This is a genomic window from Actinomadura parmotrematis, assembly GCF_019458805.1.
Classification (GTDB): Bacteria; Actinomycetota; Actinomycetes; order Streptosporangiales; family Streptosporangiaceae; genus Spirillospora; species Spirillospora parmotrematis.
In genome coordinates this window covers 298,288-322,699 of the sequence record NZ_JAIBOA010000006.1, presented here as the reverse complement: position 1 = coordinate 322,699, position 24,412 = coordinate 298,288, and the positions used below count along the sequence as shown (strand labels likewise).

26 protein-coding genes are annotated in these 24,412 nt (G+C 74.5%); 13 read left to right on the top strand and 13 right to left on the bottom strand.

Annotated features, from left to right (window positions below; genetic code table 11):
* Both K1Y72_RS12325 and K1Y72_RS12320 read left to right on the top strand, forming a co-directional pair.
* Positions 1-353: WD40 repeat domain-containing protein (locus K1Y72_RS12325; protein ID WP_372452871.1), on the top strand; the 353-nt coding region annotated here is incomplete at its 5' end.
* A 312-nt stretch (positions 354-665) separates the two neighbouring features.
* Positions 666-1,400 (top strand): class I SAM-dependent methyltransferase, encoded by a 735-nt coding sequence (locus tag K1Y72_RS12320; protein ID WP_220166171.1) that lies wholly within the window; start codon positions 666-668, stop codon positions 1,398-1,400.
* Positions 1,401-1,414: 14 nt separating this feature from the next.
* Here the strand turns inward: K1Y72_RS12320 and K1Y72_RS12315 are convergent, their stop codons facing one another.
* Positions 1,415-2,065, bottom strand: a complete 651-nt coding sequence (locus K1Y72_RS12315) for a TetR/AcrR family transcriptional regulator (RefSeq protein ID WP_220166169.1) — start codon at positions 2,063-2,065, stop codon at positions 1,415-1,417.
* A gap of 154 nt (positions 2,066-2,219) precedes the next feature.
* Here K1Y72_RS12315 and K1Y72_RS12310 point away from each other — a divergent pair, with 154 nt between their 5' ends.
* The 5 genes from K1Y72_RS12310 to K1Y72_RS12290 are packed head-to-tail and all read left to right on the top strand — an operon-like array spanning position 2,220 to position 6,566.
* Entirely contained in the window at positions 2,220-3,386 is a 1,167-nt protein-coding gene (locus K1Y72_RS12310) for an acyl-CoA dehydrogenase family protein (protein WP_220166167.1), read from the top strand.
* Between the two features lie 17 nt (positions 3,387-3,403).
* Positions 3,404-4,309, top strand: a complete 906-nt coding sequence (locus K1Y72_RS12305) for a VOC family protein (RefSeq protein WP_220166165.1) — start codon at positions 3,404-3,406, stop codon at positions 4,307-4,309.
* Positions 4,306-5,139: an alpha/beta fold hydrolase gene (locus K1Y72_RS12300; protein WP_220166163.1), complete on the top strand. Its 834-nt coding sequence runs from the start codon at positions 4,306-4,308 to the stop codon at positions 5,137-5,139. The genes K1Y72_RS12305 and K1Y72_RS12300 overlap by 4 nt, the downstream gene beginning before the upstream one ends.
* The gene (locus tag K1Y72_RS12295; protein WP_220166161.1) at positions 5,139-5,612 is read left to right on the top strand and encodes a flavin reductase family protein; all 474 of its coding nucleotides are present in this window, start codon (positions 5,139-5,141) and stop codon (positions 5,610-5,612) included. The genes K1Y72_RS12300 and K1Y72_RS12295 overlap by 1 nt, the downstream gene beginning before the upstream one ends.
* A 45-nt stretch (positions 5,613-5,657) precedes the next feature.
* Positions 5,658-6,566, top strand: coding sequence for an amidohydrolase family protein (locus tag K1Y72_RS12290; RefSeq protein ID WP_220166159.1), 909 nt, complete (start codon positions 5,658-5,660; stop codon positions 6,564-6,566).
* A 24-nt stretch (positions 6,567-6,590) separates the two neighbouring features.
* On the opposite strand, the gene K1Y72_RS12285 is transcribed toward K1Y72_RS12290, so the two are convergent.
* The 5 genes from K1Y72_RS12285 to K1Y72_RS12265 form a co-directional block, all read right to left on the bottom strand.
* On the bottom strand, positions 6,591-6,905 hold the full coding sequence (locus K1Y72_RS12285) for a hypothetical protein (protein WP_220166157.1): 315 nt from the start codon (positions 6,903-6,905) through the stop codon (positions 6,591-6,593).
* 11 nt (positions 6,906-6,916) lie between these two features.
* Entirely contained in the window at positions 6,917-8,431 is a 1,515-nt protein-coding gene (locus tag K1Y72_RS12280; RefSeq protein WP_220166155.1) for a High-affinity nickel-transporter, read from the bottom strand.
* Positions 8,428-9,714, bottom strand: a complete 1,287-nt coding sequence (locus K1Y72_RS12275) for a tetratricopeptide repeat protein (RefSeq protein WP_220166153.1) — start codon at positions 9,712-9,714, stop codon at positions 8,428-8,430. The genes K1Y72_RS12280 and K1Y72_RS12275 overlap by 4 nt, the downstream gene beginning before the upstream one ends.
* Positions 9,715-9,787: 73 nt before the next feature.
* Positions 9,788-11,203, bottom strand: coding sequence for a DUF4331 domain-containing protein (locus tag K1Y72_RS12270; protein ID WP_220166152.1), 1,416 nt, complete (start codon positions 11,201-11,203; stop codon positions 9,788-9,790).
* Positions 11,204-11,430: 227 nt separating this feature from the next.
* Entirely contained in the window at positions 11,431-11,865 is a 435-nt protein-coding gene (locus K1Y72_RS12265) for an enoyl-CoA hydratase-related protein (RefSeq protein WP_308287029.1), read from the bottom strand.
* A gap of 140 nt (positions 11,866-12,005) precedes the next feature.
* Between K1Y72_RS12265 and K1Y72_RS12260 the strand changes: the two genes are divergently transcribed.
* The gene (locus K1Y72_RS12260) at positions 12,006-12,584 is read left to right on the top strand and encodes a G5 domain-containing protein (RefSeq protein WP_220166151.1); all 579 of its coding nucleotides are present in this window, start codon (positions 12,006-12,008) and stop codon (positions 12,582-12,584) included.
* A gap of 9 nt (positions 12,585-12,593) precedes the next feature.
* On the opposite strand, the gene K1Y72_RS12255 is transcribed toward K1Y72_RS12260, so the two are convergent.
* Positions 12,594-13,082 carry a hypothetical protein gene (locus tag K1Y72_RS12255; protein WP_220166150.1) on the bottom strand — a complete coding sequence of 163 codons (489 nt, stop codon included), beginning with the start codon at positions 13,080-13,082 and terminating at the stop codon, positions 12,594-12,596.
* 272 nt (positions 13,083-13,354) lie between these two features.
* Between K1Y72_RS12255 and K1Y72_RS12250 the strand changes: the two genes are divergently transcribed.
* Positions 13,355-14,146, top strand: a complete 792-nt coding sequence (locus K1Y72_RS12250; protein ID WP_220166149.1) for an NBR1-Ig-like domain-containing protein — start codon at positions 13,355-13,357, stop codon at positions 14,144-14,146.
* A 51-nt stretch (positions 14,147-14,197) separates the two neighbouring features.
* Here K1Y72_RS12250 and K1Y72_RS12245 read toward each other — a convergent pair whose 3' ends face one another.
* The 5 genes from K1Y72_RS12245 to K1Y72_RS12225 all read right to left on the bottom strand — a co-directional run bounded on the left by K1Y72_RS12245 (position 14,198) and on the right by K1Y72_RS12225 (position 18,931).
* Positions 14,198-15,139, bottom strand: a complete 942-nt coding sequence (locus K1Y72_RS12245; protein WP_220166148.1) for a SpoIID/LytB domain-containing protein — start codon at positions 15,137-15,139, stop codon at positions 14,198-14,200.
* Between the two features lie 16 nt (positions 15,140-15,155).
* Complete coding sequence (locus K1Y72_RS12240) at positions 15,156-16,073, bottom strand: peptidase inhibitor family I36 protein (protein ID WP_220166147.1); 918 nt, start codon at positions 16,071-16,073, stop codon at positions 15,156-15,158.
* A gap of 45 nt (positions 16,074-16,118) precedes the next feature.
* Positions 16,119-16,985, bottom strand: coding sequence for a peptidoglycan-binding protein (locus tag K1Y72_RS12235; RefSeq protein ID WP_220166146.1), 867 nt, complete (start codon positions 16,983-16,985; stop codon positions 16,119-16,121).
* Positions 16,986-17,299: 314 nt separating this feature from the next.
* Positions 17,300-17,650: an STAS domain-containing protein gene (locus K1Y72_RS12230; RefSeq protein ID WP_220166144.1), complete on the bottom strand. Its 351-nt coding sequence runs from the start codon at positions 17,648-17,650 to the stop codon at positions 17,300-17,302.
* Between the two features lie 171 nt (positions 17,651-17,821).
* Positions 17,822-18,931, bottom strand: a complete 1,110-nt coding sequence (locus tag K1Y72_RS12225) for a PP2C family protein-serine/threonine phosphatase (protein ID WP_220166142.1) — start codon at positions 18,929-18,931, stop codon at positions 17,822-17,824.
* Between the two features lie 138 nt (positions 18,932-19,069).
* On the opposite strand from K1Y72_RS12225, the gene K1Y72_RS12220 reads away from it, so the two are divergent.
* From K1Y72_RS12220 to K1Y72_RS12210, 3 genes are all read left to right on the top strand, one after another.
* Positions 19,070-21,178, top strand: a complete 2,109-nt coding sequence (locus tag K1Y72_RS12220; protein ID WP_220166140.1) for an ATP-binding protein — start codon at positions 19,070-19,072, stop codon at positions 21,176-21,178.
* 54 nt (positions 21,179-21,232) lie between these two features.
* On the top strand, positions 21,233-21,709 hold the full coding sequence (locus K1Y72_RS12215; RefSeq protein WP_220166139.1) for a DUF4396 domain-containing protein: 477 nt from the start codon (positions 21,233-21,235) through the stop codon (positions 21,707-21,709).
* 151 nt (positions 21,710-21,860) lie between these two features.
* A complete protein-coding gene (locus K1Y72_RS12210; RefSeq protein WP_308287027.1) occupies positions 21,861-22,298 on the top strand; it encodes a lamin tail domain-containing protein in 438 nt (145 codons plus the stop codon).
* 67 nt (positions 22,299-22,365) lie between these two features.
* On the opposite strand, the gene K1Y72_RS12205 is transcribed toward K1Y72_RS12210, so the two are convergent.
* Positions 22,366-23,607, bottom strand: a complete 1,242-nt coding sequence (locus K1Y72_RS12205; protein ID WP_220166135.1) for a lipase family protein — start codon at positions 23,605-23,607, stop codon at positions 22,366-22,368.
* Positions 23,608-23,800: 193 nt separating this feature from the next.
* Here K1Y72_RS12205 and K1Y72_RS12200 point away from each other — a divergent pair, with 193 nt between their 5' ends.
* Complete coding sequence (locus tag K1Y72_RS12200) at positions 23,801-24,385, top strand: TetR/AcrR family transcriptional regulator (protein WP_220166132.1); 585 nt, start codon at positions 23,801-23,803, stop codon at positions 24,383-24,385.
* The last annotated feature ends 27 nt before the right edge of the window (positions 24,386-24,412 follow it).

Below are 24,412 nucleotides of genomic sequence, written 5' to 3'. Positions count from 1 at the left end.
TGAACGCCGTCTGCGCCTACACCACCCCCGACGGCCAACCACGCCTCGCCACCGGCGGCGACGACCGCACCGTGCGGATCTGGGACCCCGAGACCGGCACCGCCCTCAACGTCCTGCACGGCCACAACGGCCTGGTGAACGCCGTCTGCGCCTACACCACCCCCGACGGCCAACCACGCCTCGCCACCGGCGGTAGCGACCACACCGTGCGGATCTGGGATCAAAAAGAGCTGATCTCAAAGATGCCGGTCCACCACCGAGTAAACGCGATCACCATGTGTCCGACTGGGCTGTCTATTGGACTAGCCGCGGGACTACTCATGCTCGATATAAAAGAAGATCCCACTTCGTGAACATCCTCTTATAAATCGAATAGAAAGAAGTTGCATCCACTCGCTGCAACCATCCAAAAAACCTGGGTTCATCTTCCAGTCACTTCATGGAAGAACGAATCGGACTACACACCGATCACGATGCGATGAATACCGTCTATAACGGTGTCGGGGGCATGGGGGGATGGTTGCGGTCCCCCCTCGGACACGCATCGAACGCACATGTGGGGGCCAGGCGGCAGCCGGCCCCCACCGGCGTTTTCGGGGGCGGTGGGTCCGGCTGCCGGGGGAGATCCGCCTTGCCGGGCGGGCGGATCGTGGCAGAGTGGCGGGATGCCTGGTGCGCGGTACGGGATGGATGCGCCTTACGGGTTCGGCTTCGTGGGCCTGGTCGTGCTGGGGTTCTGGGTCACCGGGCTGGTGCTGGCGGTCACCGGCGGTCCGGGGGACGCGGTGCCCGCGCTGGTCTCCGGGACGCTGCTGGCGGGATGCCTGGTGCTGAGCCTGCACGCCACGCTGCGCGGCAAGTTCCTGGTCTGGCGGGACGTGCTGGACGGGCTGGACCTGCGGGGCGACGAGCGGCTGCTCGATCTCGGCTGCGGGCGCGGCGCCGTCCTGCTGGCCGCCGCCCGGCGCCTCCCGCGAGGTCGGGCGGTCGGCGTGGACCTGTGGCGCGGGCGGGACCAGTCCGGCAACACCCCGGCGGCGACCCTGCGCAACGCCCGCGCCGAAGGCGTCGCCGACCGCGTCCACGTGGTCGGGGGCGACCTGCGCAGGCTCCCGTACGCGGCGGAGAGCTTCGACCTGGTCGTGTCCAGCCTGACGGTGCACACCATCTTCGGCGCGGACGCCCGCGCCCAGGCGATCACCGAGGCGTACCGGGTATTGCGGCCGGGCGGCCGCCTGCTGATCGCCGACCTGGCGCGGACCCCCCGCGAGTACGCCGCGGTGCTGGCCGGGCTCGGTGCCCGGGACGTCGGCGTGCGCGGGCTCGGGTGGCGCGCCTGGTGGGGCAGCCCGTGGGTCCAGACGCGCCTGGTCTCCGCGCGCAAGCCCGCCGCCGGCTGAGCGGCGGCGACGGGTCAGGTACGGGTCCGGGCGATCCAGCGGTCGATCGACAGGTCCAGGGTCTCGCCGAGCTCGGCGAACCCGGCGGCGAGGTCGAAGGTGTCGGGCGCCAGGTGGTAGGCCAGGAACAGGCCGTCGGCGGCGGCCAGCGTGAAGGTCGCCAGGTGGGTGGCGACCTCGTCCCGCCGGGCTTCGGGGACCTCGTCCAGGACCGCCAGGAACTCGGTCCGGGCGAAGGCGAGGACCTCGCCGCGGATAGCGACGAACCGCTCGCGGGCCTTGGTCTCCACCGGCCGGTTCTCCAGCGTCAGCATGAGTCCGAGGCGCAGGAACTCGGGCTGGTCCTGGAGGCTGGCGGCTATCGCGGCGGCCATGGCCCGGGACGCGGCCGCCCGGTCGGCGGTCGCGGGCCGGTCGCGCCAGGCGGCCATGAGCCGGTCGCGCCACAGGTGGTAGCCGCGCTCGATGACGGCGGCGAACAGGTCGTCCTTGTCCTTGAAATGCCAGTAGATCGAGCTGTTGGGCAGGCCCGAGCGCTGCCGCACCAGCGACATGCTCGTCCCCTCGTAGCCGCGCTCGGCGGCGATCTCCACGGCGGCGTCCAGGATGCGCTTGCGCGACACCTCGCCGTGCTGCTGCCGCCGGTCGGTCTTCGGTCCAGCCATCGTGTCCGCCTCCCTAGGTGATTATCGCAGCCCCGGGCGGATCGCTGGACCGTTCGTTCCAGGGAGGTCTTGTCTCCGGCGGCGCCGTCGTCCATACTTCCCGTACTGATCGGTCCGGAGTGTATTAACCGATCCATTACTGGAAGGGGGCCGTATGGGGCTGCTGGAGACCGCGAAGGGGCTGGCGCCGGAGCTGGCGGCGTCGGCGGCGGAGGCCGACCGGTTGCGCCGGCTCCCGGACGGCACGTGGCGACTGCTGGTGGACTCCGGGCTGACGCGGGCGTTGCAGCCGGCCCGCTGGGGCGGCGGCGAGGTGCCGCTGGCGGAGTTCCTGGACGCGGTGATGGAGGTGTCGCGCGTCAACTCCTCGGCGGGGTGGGTGCTGGGCGTCATGGGCGTGCACCCCTGGCAGCTCGCGCTGTTCGACGAGCGGGCGCAGGAGGAGATGTGGGGCGAGGACCCCGCGCGCGTCCACTCCTCGTCCTACATGCCGACGGGCGAGGCGGTCCGGGTGGACGGCGGCTACCGGCTGAGCGGCCGCTGGTCGTTCTCCTCGGGCTGCGACCACGGGCACGGCGTGAACCTGGGCGCGATCGTCGGGACGGTCGACCTGGGCGAGGTTCAGGTCCCCGACTACCGGTCGCTGCTGCTGCTGCCCGGCCAGTACGAGATCGACGACAACTGGCGCACCGCCGGGATGCGCGGCACCGGCAGCAACGACATCGTGGTCGCCGACGCGTTCGTGCCCGACCACCGCGCCCAGTCGCACCTGGACTACCTGGGCTGGGCGCCGCTGCCCGGCCAGGAGCGCAACACCGGCCCGCTGTACCGGCTGTCGTGGTCGATGGTGTTCAACTTCGCGCTGGCGGCGGCGTTCTTCGGCACCGCCCGCGGCTTCTACGACCGCTGGACCGCCGAGACCTCCCGGCGCCGGATCCCGCCGGGGCTGTTCCAGCGCGACGAGCCGCTCGCCCAGGTCAAGCTCGCCGAGGCCGAGTGGACGCTGGACGCCGCGGTCGCCAAGCTGCGGCGCGCCTGCGCGGAGACGCAGGCGCTGGCCGAGGCCGGCGGCCGTCCCACCGACGCCGAGCTGGCCCGGGTGCGCTGGGACGCCGACCACGGCGCCGACCTCGTCGGACGGCACGTCAACACGCTGTACCACGCCGCGTCCGGCCGCACCGCGTTCACCGACCACCCGCTGCACGCCCCCTACCAGGACGTCCAGACGATGCTCGGGCACGCCTACCTGGCCCCCGACGCCCACGCCCGCAACTACGCCGGGGACCTGCTCGGCGCGGGCCACCAGGTCATCGCCGTCTGAGGCCGAGGAGGCCCGCCATGATCGAAGCCCTGGACTACATCGGCTTCCGCTCCCCGAACGCCGCGGAGTGGGAGACCTTCGGCCCCGAGGTGCTGGGCGTCCAGCTCGCCGCGCCCGGCCCCGGCGGCGCCGTGCGGATGCGCGTCGACGACGCCGCGCACCGCCTGACGATCCACCCCGGCGACGCCGACGACCTCGCCTACCTGGGGTGGGGCGTGCGCGGCCCCGCCGCCCTCGCCGACGCGGCCGCCCGGCTGGAGGCCGAGGGCCTCGACGTCCGGCGCGGCGACGCGGGCCTGGCCGCCGAGCGCGGCGTGACCGAGCTGGCCTGGTTCACCGACCTGTTCGGCTTCCGGCACGAGCTGGCCTGGGGGCAGCTCACCGAGCCCGCCGGCTTCCGTCCCGGCCGGCCGCTGTCGGGGTTCCTCACCGGCGGCCAGGGCCTCGGCCACGCCGTCCTGATCGTGCCCGACCTGGACGCCGCCGAGGCGTTCTACGGGCGCGTCATGGGGTTCCGGGTGTCCGACCAGATCGACATGCACGGCGTGCCGGTGCGGTTCTACCACTGCAACGGCCGCCACCACTCGCTGGCGCTCGTGCACGTGCCCGGCGTCGTCGGCTACCACCACCTGATGCTGGAGACGACCGCGCTGGACGACGTCGGCACCGCCTACGACGTGGTCCTGGAACGGGGGATCCCGCTGGCGATGACGCTCGGCCGCCACACCAACGACCTCATGACCTCCTTCTACGTCCGCACCCCGTCGGGCTTCGAGATCGAGTACGGGTACGGCGGCGTCCCGATCGCCGACACGCCGCCGTCACCGCGGGCCTTCGCCAAGACCAGCATCTGGGGTCATCACTTCCCCGGCGAGCCGCTGCTCCCGGGCATCGCCAAGCCGTTCCCGCAGGAGGAGCAGTGACCATCGCCCGCGACGTCGCCGTCGGCGACCGCACCTTCCACCTGCTGGAGTCCGGCGACCCGGCCGACGAGACCGTGCTGTGGCTGCACGGCTCGGGCCCCGGCGTCACCGCCGCGACCAACTGGGAACGCGTCCTGGCCGACCTGGCCGGCGACTTCCACCACCTCGCCCCCGACATGATCGGGTTCGGCGACTCCACCCATCCCGACCCCGCCCCGGCGAGCGCGTCGGCGTTCAAGGACCTGCGCGTCGACACCCTGCTGGCGCTGCTGGACGAGCTCGGCGCCGGCCGGGCGCACCTGGTCGGCAACTCCTACGGTGGCATCGTCGCGCTCGCCCTGGCGCTGAAGGCGCCCGAGCGGGTCGGCCGGATCGTCCTCATGGGCGGCGCCGGGGCGCCGGTCCCGCCGACCGGCGAGCTGCTGAAGCTGATCACCTACTACGACGACCCGACCGTCGAAGCCCTCGCGGCGCTCCTGCGGTCGATGGTCGCCGACCCCGGCGCGCTGGGCGCGGACCTGGACGCCATCGCCGCGTCCCGCATGGAGCGCATCGGGCGGCCCGAGGTGCGCCGCTCCCATCTGGCGACCTTCGCCGCCGACCTGCCCGGCCTCTACACCCCCGAGGACCTGGCCCGCGTCGACCACCCCGTCCTGGTCCTGCACGGGCGGCAGGACCGGCTGATCCCGCTCGCCGCCGGCGAGTACTTCGCCGAGCACCTGCCCGACGCGCGGCTGCACGTCCTGCCGAACGCCGGGCACTGGGCGATGCTGGAGCAGCCCGACCGGTTCGCCTTCCTCACCGGCGCGTTCCTGGCCGGGCGGTTCTGATGGACCCGGCGCGCTCGTTCCGCGACGTCCTCGGCCGCTTCACCACCGGCGTCGTCCTGGTCACCGCCGCCACCGACGACGGACCGGTCGGGATGGCCGCGAACTCCTTCACCTCGGTCTCCCTGGACCCGCCGCTGATCGCGCTCTGCGCGGCCCGCTCCTCCTCCACCTGGCCGCTCGTCCGCGAGCGGGGCGGCTTCGCCGTCACCATCCTCGGCGCCGGCCACCGGGACCTCTGCCTGACGTTCGCTACCAAGGGCGCCGACCGCTTCACCGGCCGGACGTGGGCGCGGACGCCCGCCGGGCATCCGCTGCTGCCCGACGGCCTGGCCTGGCTCGACTGCGAGATCGACACCGTCCACCGGGCCGGCGACCACGAGCTCGTCATCGCCCGCGCCGCCTGCTGGTCCCTCGCGGACGACGCCGGCCCGCTGGTCTTCCACTCCGGCCGCTACGCCCGGCTCGCCGGCTGACTCCCGGCGCACCCGCCCCGCACCGCCCGTCCTTCAGGAGCGCTCATGACCGGCAGGATCGACGTCCACCAGCACATGGTCCCCGACTTCTACGCCGCCTGGCTGCGCGAGCACGGCGTCGAGGCGCCCGGCGGGCGCGACCTGCCCGCCTGGAGCCCGCAGGAAGCCGTCGAGCTGATGGACCGCCAGGGCATCGCCGCCGGCGTCCTGTCGCTCACCACCCCCGGCGTGCACCTCGGCGATGCCGCCGAGGCCCGCGCCATGGCCCGCGAGGTCAACCGGTACGGCGCCGAACTGGCGGCCGGATCCCCGCGCCTCGGGCTGTTCGCCTCGCTGCCGCTGCCCGACGTCGGCGCCGCCGTCGCCGAGGCCGTCCACCCCCTGGACGACCTGCACGCCGACGGCGTCGTCCTGCTCGCCAACAGCCGCGGCCTCTACCTGGGCGACCCGGCGCTCGAACCGCTGATGCGCGTCCTGGACGAGCGCTCGGCCGTCGCGTTCGTCCACCCCGCCGAACTCCCCGGGACGCCGGGCGTGCCCGGCATCCCGCCGTTCGCCGCCGACTTCCTCCTGGACACCACCCGCGCGGCGTTCAACCTCGTCCGCAACGACGTCCCGCGCCGCCACCCCGGCATCCGGTTCCTCCTGGCGCACGCGGGCGGCTTCGTCCCCTACGCCTCCCACCGCCTCGCCGTCGCCGCGTTCGCCGAGACCGGCCGCGACCCCGCCGACGTCCTCGACGACCTCGCCTCCTTCTACTTCGACACCGCCCTGTCCTCCAGCCCCGCCGCCCTGCCCACCCTGCGCGCCTTCGCCAAGCCCGGCCGCATCCTGTACGGCAGCGACTGGCCCTTCGCCCCGGAACCCGCCGTCGCCTACTTCAACGACGCGATCGCGGGCGACGAGGCGATCTCCGCCGGCAACGCCCGCCCGCTCTTCCCCCGCCTGCGCTGAGGCGACGGGCGCGCTCTCGGCGGTTCAGCGGGAGGCCAGGAGGGGCCGGACGGGGGCGGGGTCGGCGCCGAGTTTCAGGTAGAGGCGGATCCAGGCCCGGTCGGCGCCGGTGGCGTCCTTGCGGTCGCAGTACCCGCGGGGCGCGTTGGCGGTGTAGTAGCGCAGGACGGTGAGGCCGCGGGCGCTGTCGCGGGCGTAGTCGCCGGACGGGCGCGCCGTCTGATGCCGCATGCAGGGCAGCGGGTACGGGGCCGCGCCGGTCTGGAACGCGCCGGTGCCGGCGCCGCAGGCGGTGAGGGCGCCCGCGAGGAGTGCGAGCAGGGGGAGATGGCGTTTCATGCGGGGCCTTCCTAGACCGATCCGTTGAGGCTGCGCAGGGCCAGGCCGGCGCCGACCGCGATGACCAGGGCCGCCGTGGCGAGGGGCGTGTAGCGGGTGAGGCGCCCGGCGCGGCGGGTCAGGGGGATCCTGTCCAGTACCCCGTGCAGCCGGACGAGCAGGAGCCCGGCGGCGGTGAGGGTGGCGGCCATGCCGAGCCCGTAGGCGAGGACGAGGCCGGCGCCGAACAGGGTGCGGCCGAGGGCGATCGCGCCCAGCAGGACGATGAGGGCGGACGGGCTCGGCACCAGGCCGCCGGAGATGCCGAGGCCGATCAGACCGGCCCGGCCGGAGCGCTCATGGGAGTGCCCGTGGCCGTGCCCGTGCCCGTGGCCATGCCCGTGCCCGTGGCCATGGCCGTGGGATCGGGGGGCGGGGGCGCCCACCAGTTGGAGGGCCGGGGCCGGTTCGGTGAGGACGGCGGCGTCCGCGCGGGAGCGCCAGGCCGAGCGGAGCAGCCCGACGCCGATCGCCGTGACCAGGAGGCCGCTGACGACGCCGAGCCAGGACAGCAGCGACTCGCCCGCCAGGCTCGCCGACGCGCTCAGCAGCAAGCCGAGGACCAGGACGCCGCCGGTGTGGGTGAGCGTGACGGTCGCCCCGACGGTGACGGCGTCGCGGATCCGGCCGCGCCGCCCCGCGATGTAGGCGGCCATGACGGTCTTGCCGTGGCCGGGCATCGCGGCGTGCGAGGCGCCGAGCACGACCGCCAGGAGCGTCGCCAGCAGGCCGACGCCGAACGTCAGGTGCGGCGTGCCGACGAGGGCGTTGAAGCGGGCGGTCAGGCCGCCGACCGCCCGGCTGAAGATCCCGGCGGTGGGCAGGCCGGGCAGGTCCCGGACGGTGGAGCCGAAGCCGGGACGGACGTCGAGCCGGGCGGAGCGCACGTCCAGCGGCGAGGTCAGCAGGTCGCCGGGGTACCTGCGCAGCTCGTCGCTGACGCTGCGGGCGGGCACCGGGGAGCGGTCGATCCGCACGTCGTCGCCGGTGGCGGTGATCTCGCGCCAGCCGATGCGGTCGGTGCGGAAGCGCCCGGCGAACTCGACGGTGGTCGCCGCCGTCAGCGCCGCCTTCGCCGTCAGCCGGCAGGTCAGGCGGCTGGTGCGCAGCCCGGCCGAACCGGGGGCCAGGGCGTAGGCGGACGAGGCGACGCGCCAGGTGAGCGGGCGTCCGCCGGCCTTGAGGGTGCTTGCGGCCGCGACGCCCGCGCACTGCTTCGCGGCGTAGGCCGCCGCCTCGGGCGGCGAGACGGCGCCCGAACGGTCGGTGTCGACGGCGTCCTGCTCCTGGAGGGTGGGGATCTCGGCGGAGTCGACGATGGCGGTGTCGTCCACGCGGTCGGCGGACAGCCGCAGCCCGTCGTAGTGGTTGACGGTGAAGTTGCCCAGCGGGTGCGCCGGGACGGCGGCGTCCGCGGCGGCGGGGAGCGCCGTCCAGGCCGCCAGGCCGGTGAGCAGCGCCGCGAGGGTGCGGGTCGTGGGGGTCATGTCGCCCTGCCGATCGCCGGGATCGTGAGATCGAGGTGAGGGTTGATGTCGCGGGCGGTGGCGCGGTCGCGGGCGGCGCCCGCGCGGTCGCCGAGGGCGGCCTTGATGTCGCCGCGGTGCCGGTAGAACAGCGCGTTGCGCCAGCCGAGGCGGGTGGCCTGCTCGGCGTAGCGCAGGGCCTCGGCGTCGCGGCCGTTCAGGTGCAGCGCCCAGGCCAGGGCGTCGGCGACGATGACGCTGCGGCGGCGGGACCATTCGGCGCGGGCGTGACGGAGCGCGGCGGCGCGGTCGCCGGTGTCGGCGGCGATCTCCGAGGCGGCGAGGTCGTCGACCACGCCGTTGGCCGCCTGGAGCCGCTGCTCCTCCGCCAGGACGCGCTCCTGCCCGGCGGCCTCGCCGGCACGGCCCGCGGCGCGCAGCAGCGCGGCGAGCTCGGCCAGGTACTGCGGCTGCGGGACGCGCGCGACGACCTGCCGGTAGCCCTGGATCGCGGCGCCGAGGTCGCCGCGCACGGCCTGCACCTTGGCGATGCCCTGCAGCGCCGGCACCGAGGACGGGTCGGCGGTGCGGGCGGCCCGGTACTGCCGGTCCGCCCGGTCGAGGTCGCCCGAGTGCAGGGCGAGCTCGCCCAGGTAGTAGCGGCAGAACGCGGTGTCGGAGGGGGTGTAGGCGCTCCGCAGCGCCTGCTCCAGGACGCGGCGCGCCCCGGCGTCGTCGCCGTGCGTCTCCAGCTCGTAGGAGGCGCGGGTGAAGGCCGCGACGCCGGGCGCCAGCTCGTTCATCCGGGCGACCGCCGCCGTGGCGGCGGGGTAGTCGCCGAGCTGGGTGTAGGCGTCGTCCAGCACCCCGTACAGGTCGGGGTCGGACGGCACGATCCGCCGGGCGCGCTCGCCCCAGCGGGCCGCCTCGCGGAACCGGTGGCGGGCGTTCGCCAGCGCCGCCATGCCGATCATCGCGGGGTGGTTGCCGTCGGACCCGTTCAGGGCGAGCGACCGCTTCAGCGCGCCCTCGGCCTTCGGGTAGTAGGCGGGATCGACGGTGATCCGCGCCTGCTGGACGTAGGCGGCGCCGAGCGCGGCCCACGTCCGGTAGTCGTCGGGGGTGTCGCGCAGGGTCGCCTGGTAGCGGGCGATGGTGCCGGCCGGCGCCGCCTCCGCGAGGGTGGCCGCGGACGGGTCGGGACGGCCGCCGCGCAGGACGGCGGTGGCGAGCAGGGCGGTCAGCGCGAGCGCCGCCGCCGCGACGCCGTAGCCGGCGTGGCGCGCGTTGATCCTGGTGAGCACGGTGCTCCTCCCTCGGGGTGGGGCGGCGGGCCGCGGGACGGCGGGCGGCTCCCGCCGCCCCGCGGCCCCGCGCTCAGCCCGCCTGGTTGACCGAGGCGGTGTGGGGCAGCGCCACGTAGGGGAACGTGCCGCCGAACGCCGACTCGTTGGCGTTGACGCCGTCGCCGTTGGCGAGCGCCGGGACGAGCTTGCCGGTCTGCGCGGCGCCCTCCAGGGCCTGCAGCGCGATGTCGATGACGTCGTCACCGAGGCGGCGGCCGTTCGGGAAGCCCTGCAGGTCGCCGCCGAGCACGCCGAGCCGGTTGGGGCGGGCGGCGGCCGGGACGGCCATGTTCAGCCGCAGCGTCTCGGCGGGGGTGAACCGCTTGGCCGAGACGTCCTTGTTGAGGAGCTGGCTGTTCAGGTCGGCCTTGATCGGGCCGGTGCTCTTGGCGATGCCGGTCAGGAAGATCTCGGCGAGGTCCCTGCGCGGCGTCGCCGGGGCCTTGATGCCATAGATCTGCTGGATCAGGGCGGGGACCTCGGGCTTCAGCACGCGGTCCACCAGCGGCTTGACCGTGTGATCCTGGGAGGGGTCGAGCCGGTTGAAGGCGTCCTTCAGCCCGGCCGGGGCGACCGCCTCGTTCACCAGCGGGTTGCCGAGGCGCGAGACCTGGTGCCAGCCGCCCGCGCGGTGGCCGCCGAGCCGGGCGTCGGCGCCCTGGCGGTCGGTGGTCGCCCAGACGCCGACGACGGGGTTGCGCCCGGCGTCGCCCTTCAGCGCGAGCGCCTTCTTGGGCACCTGCAACGCGAGGGTGTTCACGTTGTAGCCCTTGAGGGTGTCGTGCCCGGTCTCCTTGAGGTTCCCGCCGTACAGCAGGTCGAAGACCCGCAGGTCGGCGAAGAACGGGTCCTCGGCCTGCCCGGCGTAGGTCTTGCCGCCGCCGGCGACCGGCCGGACCGCCTGGGCGCGCAGCGCGCCGTAGTCGGGCATGGACGCGGCGCCGGTGCTGGACGGCGCGGCGATCGCGTCCTTGACGAGCGTCCGGGTGCGCTTCCCGGTGATCTGCTGGAGGGTGTAGTGCTGGCGGAACAGCAGCGTGGCGTCCTTGAGCGAGCGCACCGGCCCGTTGCTGTACAGGAACGTCCTGTTCCCGCGCCGGTCCTCGTTGCGGAACGTCCACCGGTAGGTGATGTCGGCCCGGCCGTCGCCGTCGTTGTCGATCTTGATGTTGTAGCGGGCGCCGGTCGCGAAGGGGTAGAAGTTCGGGCCGCCGTTCGGCTCCTGGAACGGGATCCAGTTGGCCACCAGCGACACCGTGCCGGGCGCGTCGGGGCTGGTGAAGGCGTACAGGTCGGTGGTGTCGGCCTGGGGGTCGCCCGCGATGAGGGGCGCCTCGCGGTGGCTGGAGGCGCTGGAGGTCGCCGGCGCGAGGGCGGCGAGGGCGCCGGCCGCTGCCAGGAGGCCGGTGCCGGTGGCGAGCACCACCGGCTTCTTGATTTTCTTCACGTTTCCGCGGAATCCCTTCGGGGCATCCGTAACGAGCGGGGGTCGCCGTTATCGGGATGCCGTTCCGCATCGATTCGGAGACGCCGCCCGCCCGGATTGGCCACCGCGACAATCGCCACCGACAATCACCTGCGAATGGCTCGCAGTTATTTGCGGGTATTAACGTCATTCGGGAATTAAGCCCGATTTGCGACCCCCGCCGGCCGCGCCGCCGGGACGGGCGCCGCTCAGCCCTCCAGGTCCTCCGCGGTCGGGACGGGACCGCCGCCCTCGGGGATCCAGCGGCCGGAGTCGTGCCAGGCGACGGCCTCGTGGAAGCCGTGCGTCGCGGCGAACTCCTGGAACCAGCGGCCCTCGGGCGAGTGGCGGGCGATGCCGTCGATGGTGTCACCGGTCAGCAGCATCCGCTTGGCCCGCTCGGCGCCGAGGCGGTAGACCCGCATCGCGGTCGTCGGGCAGCCCCAGATGCGGGCCGGCATGTAGCCGATGCGGGCGTCCTCGGCCATGACGACCAGATCGCAGGACAGGGCGATGTCGCTGCCGCCGGCGACGGCGAAGCCGTGCGCCTGGGCGATGGGTCGTCGGTGAACTCCTTCCTCGCGGCGAAGTCGCCGATCGGGTCCCAGGCCGTGCCGCCGTCCCCGGCACCCCCGGATGCTCACCGAAAGTGACGGTTATATCACCTGCGAGAGGGGGCGGACGGCGCCGCCGGACGGCAGGAACCGCGTCAGGCCGGAAAAATTGGCCTCAGGTGGCAAATTTCTTGACCCGTTCGACCGGCGGGCAGCATGCTCCCGTCCCCATGAAGGAACGAACTCACCGCTTCGCCCTGATCACTCTGAGTGCGGTCGGGCTGCTCGCGCTCGGTGCCTGCAAGGCGGATCCCGCACCCCTCGCGGCCGTCTCGCCCGCGTCGAGCCCGGCGGACTCCGCGTCCGTGTCCGCATCGGCGTCCGCGACGCCCGAGGCGTCGACGGCGACGAAGAAGGTCACCGAGACCCGGCCGATCCCGTTCACGACCAGGAAGGTCCGGGACGCCTCGCTCGCGCGCGGGACGACCCGGGTGAAGCGGCGCGGCGTCAAGGGGATCCGGACGCTCACCTACGAGGTGACCCTCACCGGAGGCGTGCAGACCGCGCGGAAGCTGGTCGGCTCGAAGGTCACCAGGAGGCCGGTCGCGCGGATCGTCGCCGTCGGCGCCAAGCCGGCGTCGCGGTGCGACCCGAACTACTCGGGCGTGTGCGTGCCCGTCGCGAGCGACGTGGACTGCTCCGGCGGCAGCGGCGACGGCCCCGCCTACGTCCGGGGGCCCGTCCACGTGATCGGCAGCGACATCTACGACCTGGACCGCGACGGCGACGGCGTCGGCTGCGACACCTGACGCGGCCCGCTACCGCGAGCGGGCGGCCTCCGGAGGCTCGCCGTAGAGGCCCAGGGTGCAGCACTTCGGGCCGCCGCCGCCCATCTGGAGCTGGGGCATGTCGATGGCGATCGTGTTGCAGCCGCGCTCGTCGAGGACGCAGAGGGCGGTGTCCAGGCGGTAGAACTTCTCGTGGATCAGCTGGAGGCCGAGGAAGGGGCGGCAGAAGAACTCCTGCGCCTCGAAATGCGCGGACTGGTCGGTGCGGAAGCCCGTCCCGGCCAGCATGGACCGCTCGGTGGCCAGGAAGTCGCCCTCGCCCTCGCTGGTCGCCTCCGACACCTTGACGTCGTAGCCGAGATAGATGCCGCGCAGCCGCTCCCACTCGTCCATGGCGGCCGCCAGGTCCGCCTTCGCGGCCGGCGGCGCCCGCGGGTTGTCCCCGGTGATCTCGTAGTGCTCCGGCGGGCACATCACCAGGTACAGCCGCCCGGTGTGCCTGATACCAGCGTGTCGCATGCTCTCCTCCGTCCTTCCGGAGAGCCCCTGCCCGCTACGCCGCCCGCTCGAATGGAAGAGTGCGCCGGGTTTTGTTGACGGAAATTCCAGAAAAGGCGTGGTCTGCGGCGATCACCCTGTTCGCTCCCGTTCGCGCTTGAGGAAGGGTGACGGGCGCTGCTAGCTTCGCCCGCGTGGACGACGCCAAGCGTGCACAGATGGAGGCCGTTGCGGGCTTTGCCGCGCTTCTTCGGGAATTGCGCGGCTCCGCGGGCGACCCGCCTTTCCGGGAGATGTCCGGGCGTTCCGGGGCGATCTCCCACACGACGCTGCACGAGGCCACGAAGGGGAACCGGCTCCCGAGCTGGGGGACGACCGCCGAGTTCGTCAAGGCGTGCGGCGCGGACCCCGGGGAGTACCGCGAGCGCTGGGAGAGCGCGAGCCGGACGGTCCGCGGGGCGCTCGCGGCCGTCCCGGCGGCGGTGGAGCCGCCCGGCGCGGTCGCGGCGCCGGTCCCCGACGTCGCGCCGCCGCCCGCTCCCCCGCCGGCGAGCGCGGGGCGCCGGATCCGGCCGGGGCTCGTGATCTGGCCCGCCGTCGTGGTGGCCGCCGGCGCGGTCGCCCTCATCGTCGTCCTCCAACGGGACTCCGGGGCCGGGGCGGACGCGCCGGGCGCCGTCCCCTGCCCGGTGCGGCCGACGCAGCCGGCGTCGGCGGCGGCCCGGCACGCGGGGGACGCGGCCGCGTTCGTCGCGGACGTCACGCTGCCCGACTGCGCGCACGTCGCCGGTGGCAGGACCGTCACCAAGACCTGGCGGATCCGCAACACCGGGACCGTGCGGTGGAAGGGCTACTCCCTGGTCCGCCTGGACGCCCCGCAGCGGGACGGGCAGTGCCGGACGGCGGAGCGCGTGCCGATCGCGGACACGCGGCCGGGCCGGACGGTCGACGTCCGCGCCGCCGTCACCACGCCGGACGGGCCCGCCTTCTGCTACGTGCGGTTCAAGATGCTGGACGCCGCGGGCAGGGTCGCCTTCCCGGGGAACCGGCCGGTCAACTTCCAGGTGGTCGTCGACCGCCCCTGACCCCGGGGGCGGGATCAGGGGCGGCCTGCCCGGCTCAGGAGCCCTCGGGGGTCAGGAGCTCAGGGCGATGCCGGCGTAGTAGGACTTGAGGATCTTCGCGTGGGTCCAGCCCGCGTTGGCGTGGTCCCGGGAGCCGTACTGCGACAGCCAGTCCCCGGTGACCCACCCGCCGCAGGCCGTGGACGTGGAGCAGTAGTGCGCCTCCAGGATCCTGCCGCCGCGGGTCATGCGGGTGGCCCAGGTCGCGTCCACGGCGGCGCTCGTCGCCGCGAGCGCGGAGCCGGGCCGGTAGACCTGGTTCGCGGTGGTGTCCTTGACGTCGTAGCACTGGCCCCACGGCGTCCTGGCCGCCGAGTGCAGCGCCCAGTACCAGCCGTAGCTCTTGACGGCCACCGCCCCGGCCCGCAGGGACTCCCTGGGCCAGCTCGGCACCCACTCGTTGGGCAGGACGTTCTTGACGTAGGTCTTGAACGCCACCCGGTCCACGCGCTGGAGCGAGACCCGGTACACGAGGATCGACGTCGGCGGCTCGCCGTTCGTGCCGTCGGTCTTGCACGACGTCGTCGCCGGGGAGAACCGGTGCGAGGCGTTCTGGTTCTTCAACGCCGCGCTCAGGTTGCCCTTGGCACCGGTCTTGAAGTCCTGGTAGGTGCCGCCGTAGTCGCTGTTGAAGTACACCCGCACCGTCTTGGACGACCGGTTCCACACCGACGCCGCCGCGTTCTTCACGCACCTGCCCTTACCGGCACCCGACCCCTTGAAGTCGAAACACGAGGGCTGCTTGGCACCGTAATCGGCCACCGAACCGGTGAAGTCCGACACCGACCCCTGCTGACCACTGTTGAAGTACAGGCAGAACTCCCCCGCCTCGCACACACCGTTCCGACCCGCCGCCGAGGCGGCCGGTGCGGCGGCGAGGGCCGTCCCGCCGAGCGCCGCCGCGAGGGTCGCCGCGGCGAGCCGCGCGATCAGCCGTGTGGTTCGCTTCGCCACCGTCGCCTCCGCCGCGCTACCGGACGTTGTAGCCCTGGGAGACCCAGAACGCCGTCGGGTTCGGGTTGTCCAGGTGCGGGTCGCCGACGCTCACGGACGCGTGCGTCTGCCGGCCGGGGCGCATCTCGACGTGGGTGTGCGCCGAGCCGCTGGACGAGACGCCGTGCCAGGACTCGTCGGCGATGACCTGGCCGCGGGCGACCGCCTGCCCGGCCTTCAGGCCGGAGCGCGGCGCGGTGTGCAGGTAGATGACGGTCTTGTTCGCGGCGGCGTTGTAGATCGCGATGGTGGACAGCCCGGACCGGCCGGTGGCGCCGCGCGCCACGTAGGTGACGGTGCCGGCCACCAGGGCGTGCACGTCCGAGCCGACGCTGCGGGCGATGTCGATGCCCTCGTGCCGGCCGACGGTGCTGGTGTAGCCGTCGAAGCCGCAGGTGATGCGGCCGCCGCTCGCCTTGTAGAGCGCGGTCGACATGTTGGTGCGCGCCGACGGGGAGAACTGGTGCGAGGCGTTCTGGTTCTTCAACGCCGCGCTCAGGTTGCCCTTGGCACCGGTCTTGAAGTCCTGGTAGGTGCCGCCGTAGTTGCTGTTGAAGTACACCCGCACCGTCTTGGACGACCGGTTCCACACCGACGCCGCCGCGTTCTTCACGCACCTGCCCTTACCGGCACCCGACCCCTTGAAGTCGAAACACGAGGGCTGCTTGGCACCGTAATCGGCCACCGAACCGGTGAAGTCCGACACCGACCCCTGCTGACCACTGTTGAAGTACAGGCAGAACTCCCCCGCCTCGCACACACCGTTCCGACCCGCCGCCGATGCGAGGGACGCGCTGGCGAGGCCGCCGCCGCTGAGCGCGACGCCGCCGAACGCCGCGCCGCCGAGCGCGGTGGCGGCGGTCGCCGCGATGAGGGCCTTGTTCCGTGTTCTCATTCCGGTTCTCCTTGTTCTCTGCACGACCTGGGCTCCGGGCGCGGATCAGCCGCGCCGGTACTCCTCCCAGGTGCGGACGGTCACCTTCGGCCCGTCGTCGGGGCCGCGGTTCGCGAGCCCGTTCAGGCCGAGGCAGTAGTCGCCGGCCTGCTGCTGGGCCTGCCGGGACAGGTCGGTGTCGCTGATGGCGACGGCGTGGATGTGCCAGGGCCAGTCGCCCTGCCGCGGGCTGCGCACCCAGGCGGCGAACCCGACGCGGCGGAGCGTCCGCGCGACCCGGACGCGGGTGGCGGCGTCCATCCCCTCGGCGGAGACGTCGACGACGCCGCCGCCGTCGTGGGTGCCGGCGGACGTGGGGTCGCCGCCGGGGTTGTAGGACCCCTGGTCCAGGGGGAGGCTCCGGCCGAGCAGCCGCTCCGCCTCGGCGAGCATGCTCCGCGTGCGGGCGTTGACGACGGCGCCGCCGACGGTCACGCGGGCGCCCGGGACGAGGGCGCGGGTGACGGTGAAGTGCCCCGCGCCGAGCTTGACGAGCGAGCTCTTGCCGGGCAGCCCGGTGGCGCCGAGGCCGGTGTAGCCGAGCGACTTCTGGTACTTGGCGTAGGCGGCGACCGTCGTCGTGCCGAAGGACCCGTCGACCCGCTTGGCGTCGAGCAGCTTCCGGTCGCGGAGGGCCCGCTCGACGAGGAGCACGCTCGCCTTCGCGCCCGGCGTCGGCTTCCGGTCGGGCCGGCGCGGGTCGATCTGGGCGGCCTTGACGACGGCCTCCATGTCCACCGCCGGCAGCGCCGCGGCGCCGGCCGTCTGAGCGCCGGCCGTCCGGACGGCGGGCGCGCCCGGCGCCCCGCCGAGGGAGGCGAGCACGGCGGCCGCCCCCGCCACGACGGCGGCGGCGGCGAGGGGGAGCTTCATCGTTTCTCCTGATGTGGCCGAGGGCGGTCTCCGGGGCGGGACCAACCGTCGTGAATCGCACATCTGTCCACAAGAGAAACGGTGTTGTCAGGTTGTCCCACGCACTTCCCGTACAGGCGTACGTACCGCCTTACGGGCGATCGGCACCGAAAGGGACGGCCAACTAATGATCATCAAGTGCGCGGTGCCCGCGCGGGCCGAACGCCGTTCCGACGGCGCCTGACGCGTTTCCGGCAGCGGGCCGGGGCGCGCGACGCGGAAGGCCCCCGCGTCGTCGACGCGGGGGCCTTCGGGTGCGGGGGACGCGCGGCGCGTCAGCCGGCGAGGACCGTGAGGCTGCGGCCGAGGCCGGTGGCGCGCAGCAGCTCGGCCATCTGCGGGCGGGGGCGGGCGAGGCGCAGCGCGATGCCGAGGCCGGTGGCGCGGCGCTGGGTGCCGATCAGCACGGCGAGGCCGGCGGAGTCGCAGCACCCCGCCTCGCCGAGGTCGAGGATCAGCAGCCGCGTGCTCCGCCCCAGCGCGTCCCGCAGGTGCTCGCGGAGCGCGGGGGCGGCGGCGGCGTCGAGGTCGCCGCGCAGGGCGACGATCGTGGCGGACGGTCCGGTGGAGGCGGTCGGGGACGCGGCCGGGGCGGCGGCGCTGCGGGCGGCGGTGGGGGTGGGCATGGCGATCTCCGATCGCTGGTGGACCGTCGCGGCCGCGGCGGGCGCGGTACGGACGGTTCCGCGGGCCGGCACGGCGGGCGCCCCATTACCGGATATTTCTACATTACAGCAGAGGAATGCCTTTTCCGATGCTGAACAATTTCCGACCGGATTTCCCCGTCGATTCCCGGCCTACCGGTCGGCGGCCTCCGCCGCGGGCGGCGCCCGCTCCGGCGCGGGCGCCGGGAGGGGCTGGGCGAGGACCAGGGTGAGGTCGTCGCTCACCGCCCGCGGGCGGATCAGGTCGAGCGTCTCGGCGAGGGCCTGCTGGAGGTCGGGGGCCGTCCGCGCGGGCCCGGCGAGGACGTCGGCGGCGAGTTCCTCGCCGCGCGGGCCGCCCGCGTCGGTGAGGCCGTCGGTGTAGAACAGCAGCCGCTGCGCGGGCGCCAGCCGGACGCGGTGCAGGAGCGGCTCGGGTTCGAGGCCGAGCGGCGGGGACGGCCGCGGCGGGTCCAGCGGCGTGACGCGGCGGCCGATGCGGAGCGGCGGCGGGTGCCCGCAGTTGACCAGGCGGACCTCGCCGTCGACGAAGTCGGCGAGCAGCAGCGTGACGAAGTCCTCGGGGCCGAGCTCGGGCCGCAGGCGGGCGTCGATGGTGCGGGCGAGGCGGACCGGGTCGGGCTCGGTCGCGGCGTGGTGCCGGAAGGCCGCGAGGACGGTGGCGGCGAGCGGCGCCACGTCGATGCCGTGACCCTTGACGTCGGCGATGAGCAGCCGCGCGCCGTCCGGGCGGGCGACGGCGTCGTGCACGTCGCCGCCGATCAGGGCGCCGTCGGTGGCCGACCGGGAGTGCGCGGCGAGGGCGACGCCGCCGAGCTCGGCCGGGAGCGGGCGGACGATCGCGCGCTGGGCGACGTCGGCGATGTGCGCCATCCGCGTCAGCGACGCGTTGGCCTGCGCCAGCGTCCGGTTCCGCCGGGACCGGGACCGCGCGGCGAGGACGGCCAGGCCGCCGCCGGCGGTGACCAGCAGCGCGCCCACCGGGGAGAACGCCCGGCCGGGCGGCGGGGCGGCCGCGGGCAGCACGAGCGCCAGGCAGGTCGCGGCGGCGGACGCGGCGGCGGTCAGCCGCACGCCGAGCCGGTGCGCGGCGAGCAGCGGGCCGGTCAGCAGCAGCCCCGTGAGCAGCAGCCCCGGCGGGGGCGCGGCGCTCCGGACGATGGCGAGCGCGATGGCCGCCTCGGCCGCCAGCGCCGCGAGGATCCAGCGCCAGGCGGGGCGCCGGTCGGGCTGGGTGTGCACCGTGCGCCTCCACGAGGGAATCCTGGATCCCGGCACTGCTCGCATGAGTAGCCAATTTCTCACTCTTGGTGATATCGCGCGAGCCGTTCCGGCAAACTGGTCCGTCTCCCGACCGGACGACCTGGGGCGTTGATCGCGATGACCCGAGCACGGCGGCCCGGCCGCCCGCCCGCCGCGACCGGCCGGCTCGTCGGCCGCGGCGCCGAGCTCGACCGCCTGACCCGGCTCTGCCGCGCCGCGCCGCTGGTCACCGTGACCGGCGTCGGCGGCGTCGGCAAGACCCGGCTGGCGCTGCGGGCCGCCGCCGAGCTGGAGCCCGCCTTCCCCGACGGGGTGTGGTGGGTGGAGCTGTCGCCGGTGGAGGACGCCGCGTCGGTGCCCTACGCGATCGCCGAGGCGCTGCCGCTGGTCGACCAGACGCGGCGGCCGATGCCGGAGGTGCTGACCGGCTACCTCGCCCCCCGCGACCTGCTGCTGGTGCTGGACACCTGCGAGCACCTCGCCGGCGCCTGCGCGCGGGTCGCCGGAGAGCTGCTCGCCGCCGCGCCGGGGCTGCGGATCCTCGCCACGAGCCGCCGCCCGCTCGGGCCGCCCGGCGAGCGGGTCGTGGTCCTGGACCCGCTGTTCGTCCCGGACGCCGCCGCCGTCCCCGCGCCGGGCGCGCCGGGCGAGGACGCGGTGACCCTGCTGGCCGAGCGCGCCCGCGCCGCCGACCCCGAGTTCCGGATCACCGCGGCGAACCGGGCCGACGCGGTGCGGCTCTGCCGGCGGCTGGACGGGCTGCCGCTCGCGATCGAGCTGGCCGCCGCCCGCCTCGGCGAGCTGCCGGTGGGCGAGCTCGCCGACCGGCTGGCGGACCGGTTCGCGCTGCTCGGCGACGGCGGGACCGCCGTCCCGGACGCCGACCCGCCCTGGCACCGGTCGCTGCGCACCGCGATCGGCTGGAGCCACGAGCTGTGCGGGCCCGCCGAGCGGCTGCTCTGGGCGCGGCTGTCGGTGTTCCCCGGCGAGTTCGACGCCGCCGCCGCCCGCGCCGTCTGCGCCGACGCGCGGCTGCCGGCCGAGCGGGTGGACGCCGCGCTGGAATCCCTGGAGCGCAACTCGATCCTGCTGTGCCGCCCCGCGGCGGACGGCCCGCGGTTCCGGCAGCTGGACACCCTGCGCGAGTACGGCCGGAGCTGGCTCCGCCTGCTCGGCGAGGAGGGGGCCGTCCGGCGGCGCCACCACGACCACTACCTGGCCCTGGCGCGGCGGTTCGACGCGGCCTGGCACGGGCCGGGGCAGATCGCCGCGATGGAGCGCGTCCGGCTGGAGATGCACAACGTCCGCGCCGCCCTGGAACACGGGCTCGCCGAGCCGGAGCGGCACCACGCCGCGCTCGACCTCGCCGGCCGGCTCGTCTTCCTGTGGATCGCGCACGCCCCGAAGGAGGGCGCCCACCACCTGGACCGGGCCCTCGCCGGCCGCTCCGGCCCGTCGCCCGAGCGCGCCCGCGCCCTGTGGAGCCGGGCCTGGCTCGCGATCGTGCTCAACGAGCCGGCGGAGGCGGCGTCCCGGACCGCCGAGTGCCGCCGCCTCGCCGCGTGGCTCGGCGACGAGGAGGCGGCGGCCTACGCGCTGTCGATGGACGGCGCCCACCAGGCGCTGTTCGGCGATCCCGCGCGGGCCGCCGACGCTCTGTGCGAGGCCGCGGACCGGCACCGGGGCCGTCCCGACCGCACCGCCGGGCTGCTGACGGCGCTCATCGTGCTCAGCACGGCGCTGCTGCGGCTCGGCGACGTCGCCGGCGCGATCGGGACGCTGGAGGAGGCGCGCGCGCTGAGCGAGCGGCACGGGGAGGAGTGGCTGCGCTCCTACTGCGACCTCTACCAGGTCAAGCCCGAGCTGGCCGCGGGCCGCCCGGACGCGGCCGAGCGGCGCGCCCTGGCCGCGCTGGCGGCCAAGGTGCGCATCCACGACACCCTCGGCGTCGTCCTGGCGATCGACGCGCTCGCCGGCACCGCCGTCGCGCTCGGCGACGCCGGGCGCGGCGCCCGGCTGCTCGGCGCCACCCGCGTCCTCGCCGAGGACGCCGGCATCGGGCTGCGGGGGCTCGCGGAGCTGCGCGTCGCCACCGCCGAGGGCGAGGCCCGCGCGGTCCTCGGCGACGGCGCCTACGACGCCGCCTTCCAGCAGGGGCGGGCGCTCGACCGGGACGGGGCCGTCGCCTACGCGCTGCGCCGCCGACCGCACCCGGAATACCCCTGAGGGGTATGTGGTTCTTCCCGCCGACGGTACGGGAACGCCACGGAAGGGGCAGTGATGGAGCACTCATCGCACGGGCACGCGGGACACCACGGCGGGGGCGCCTCGTGGCGCACGGCCGCGCAGGCCACGCTGCACTGCCTGACGGGCTGCGCGATCGGCGAGGTCCTCGGCATGGTCGCCGGGACCGCGCTCGGGCTCCACAACGCCGGCACCGTCGTCCTGTCCGTCGTGCTGGCCTTCGTGTTCGGGTACGCGCTGACGATGCGCGGCGTGCTGCGCGCCGGGGTGCCGCTGCGGCGGGCGCTCGCGATCGCCCTGGCGGCGGACACCGTGTCCATCGCCGTCATGGAGCTGATCGACAACACGGTGATGGTCGCCGTCCCCGGCGCCATGGACGCCGGGCTGGCGCGGCCGCTGTTCTGGGGCGCCCTCGCGGGCTCGCTCGCCCTGGCGTTCGTGCTGACCACGCCGGTGAACCGCTGGATGATCGGCCGCGGCAAGGGGCACGCCGTCGTCCACGCCCACCACTGATCCCCGCCCCGCGCGGCGGCTGCGGACGCCCGCGGACGGCCGGTGGTTCACCGATCGTCCGCGTGCGGCCACTGTCCGCAAGAGTGGCCTGCGCGGCCATTGTGCGGCTGTAGAACTCTCGTGTCGGTATCGGCTGATGAGAGGACACGGGGTGAAGAAGCTTCTGGCGGTAGGGGCCGCGGCGGCGCTGGTGGTCGGGGTGGCGGCGGCGCCGGCGGAGGCCGCGTCGGCGGTGCAGATCTACCGGGTGTACTACGACTCGCCCGGCAAGGACACCCGCTCCAACGCGTCGCTGAACGGCGAGTGGGTGCAGCTGCGCAACACCTCCTCGACGGCGCGGCAGCTCAAGGGCTACAAGCTGCGCGACAAGACCGGCTACACCTACACGTTCGGGACGTTCACCCTGAAGGGCAAGGCCACCGTGAAGGTGCGCACCGGCAAGGGCACGAACACCTCGGCGAACCGTTACTGGGGGCGTGGCTCCTACGTGTGGAACAACACCGGCGACACCGCCTACCTGCGCTACCCGAACGGCACGGCCGCGGACTCCTGCTCGTGGGGGAAGGGCAGCGGTTCCCGCTACTGCTGACGCGAGGCCGCCCCCGGTTCGCCGGGGGCGGCCGTTCGCTGTCAGCCCGTGGTGTCAGCCCGTGGTGTCAGCAGGTGTCGGGGGCGGGCTTGCCCGCGTAGCGGTCGGACAGGAAGGCGAGGGCGTCGCCGCTCCGCGTCACCATCTCCAGAGCGTGCTCGCCGATGGCGTCGCGGACGGTCTGCACGGTGGCGCCCTTGGTGCACCACGCCTTGACGAGCGCGTCGTCCTGGGCGGCGGGAACGATCTCGTCGGTGTTCGCGTGGTAGTCGAAGACCGGCGTCGCGGGGGCGGCGGAGCCGAGCGTGTTCAGCTTCAGCACGGCCTTGACCCTCGGCACCGCCAGCGGGTCGGGGACGGTGCTGTAGCCGGACAGCTTCTTGAACGGGAACTGGATCAGCAGGTCGGTCAGGCACTTGCCGCGCGCGTCGGCGAGGGCCTTGCGGCCCGCGTCGTTCATCAGCGGGTCGATGTCCATCTCGGGGAACTCGGTCGCGAGGCTCGCGGCGGCGGCGGCCTCGAAGCCGGAGAAGATCCCGCCGTCCAGGAAGCGGGCGACGGCCTCGGGGTCGGCGGGGGTGCCGCCCATCGCGGCGCCCTTCAGCTCGACGTCGGGCGCGTAGGACGGCTGCAGCTCGGCGGCCCAGCCGGTCGCCTGGGCGCCGCCGGAGTAGCCGTTCAGCGTCCAGGGGTTGTCCTTGCCGATGCCGGGGGCGGCGGTGAAGTTCTTCACGGCGCGGATGCCGTCGAGGACGGCGTGCCCGGCCTGCGGGCCGGCCATGAACACCGACTTCGGGCCCTCGTGGTCGGGCATCGCGACGGCCCAGCCCTTGTCGAGGAGCTGGGTGGACCAGGCGGCGCCCCAGCCGGCGATGACGCTGCCCGACGACAGGCCGTAGGACGGCGCGCACTGGGTGCCGGTGGAGTCCTCGGCGGCCTGCACGGACACGGCGGGCCGGGGGCCGGTGCCCGTCCACGCCTTCTTCGGCACCATCAGGCTGGTGACGATCAGCGTCGGCGCGCCGTGCGAGTCGTTGCTCCGGTAGGAGATCTGCCAGGTGTCGGTTTTCGTGGCGTAGTCCCCGACCTTCGGGGTGATCTTGCGGCTGGCGACGATCTGGCCGGGCCGGTAGCCGCCGATGTTCGCGGGCGCCGCGTAGAAGGGGTCCTGGTCGGGCGGGACGGACCCGGCGGCGGGCGGGGTGTCGGCGCGGGCGGGCGCGGTGAGCGCGGTGAGCGCGAGCGCGGCGGCCAGCGGGAGGGCGGCGGCGGCGCGCGCCCCGCGCCGTCCGGACGGGAGGGGTGGCATCGGGGGGCTCCTGGGGGGTGGGAGGCGGAACGTTCGCCTCGAATCTGGCGCGCCGGGGCGGCGGGCGTAAGCGGCCGCGCGTCAAAGTCCGGGACCGCTTTTAGCCGCCGCCGACAAGCTCCGGCGCGCCCCCGGGCGCCCCGGCGGGGAGGCGGGCCCACCCCCACCTGGGGCCATCACCTAGAGTGACGGGATGGAGGGCGAAGAGCAGATCATCAGTGTGGCCGCCCGGCTGTTCGCCGAGCTCGGCTACGACTCGACCGAGCTCGCGCTGATCGCCGACGCGGCCGGCACCGACACCGCCACCGTGCGCGAGCTGACCGGCGGCAAGGCCGACCTGTACCGCCGGGTGATGCTCCGGGCGTACCGGGCCGAGCAGGGGATGCTGGAGTCCGCCCTCGCCGGCTTCGCCCCGACGCCGCAGGGCGCGCGCGTCCTCGCGGACGCCTACCTGGACTTCTACGCCGCCAACCCGCAGATCGTCGCGCTCTGGATGCAGCGCTGGATGGGCGACGCCTCCGACGTCGGCGAGCTGGAGGCCGAGTACGCCGACCCGCAGGCCGCCAGCGCGGCCGCGGCCGTCGCCGCCGCGGTGCCCGCCGACGTCGACGTGTCGTTCCTGCTGCGGACGGCCGTCTGGTGCGTCTTCGGCTTCCTCACCGGCGGCCTGCCCGGCCACCCCGACCGCGCCGGCCGCGAGCGCACCGAGGACGAGCTCGCCGAGTTCCGCGCCTACTTCCACACCCTCCTGGAACGCATGCTCGCCCCCTGCCCCTGACGGGCGCGGCCTTCCCGCCCCGGCGAC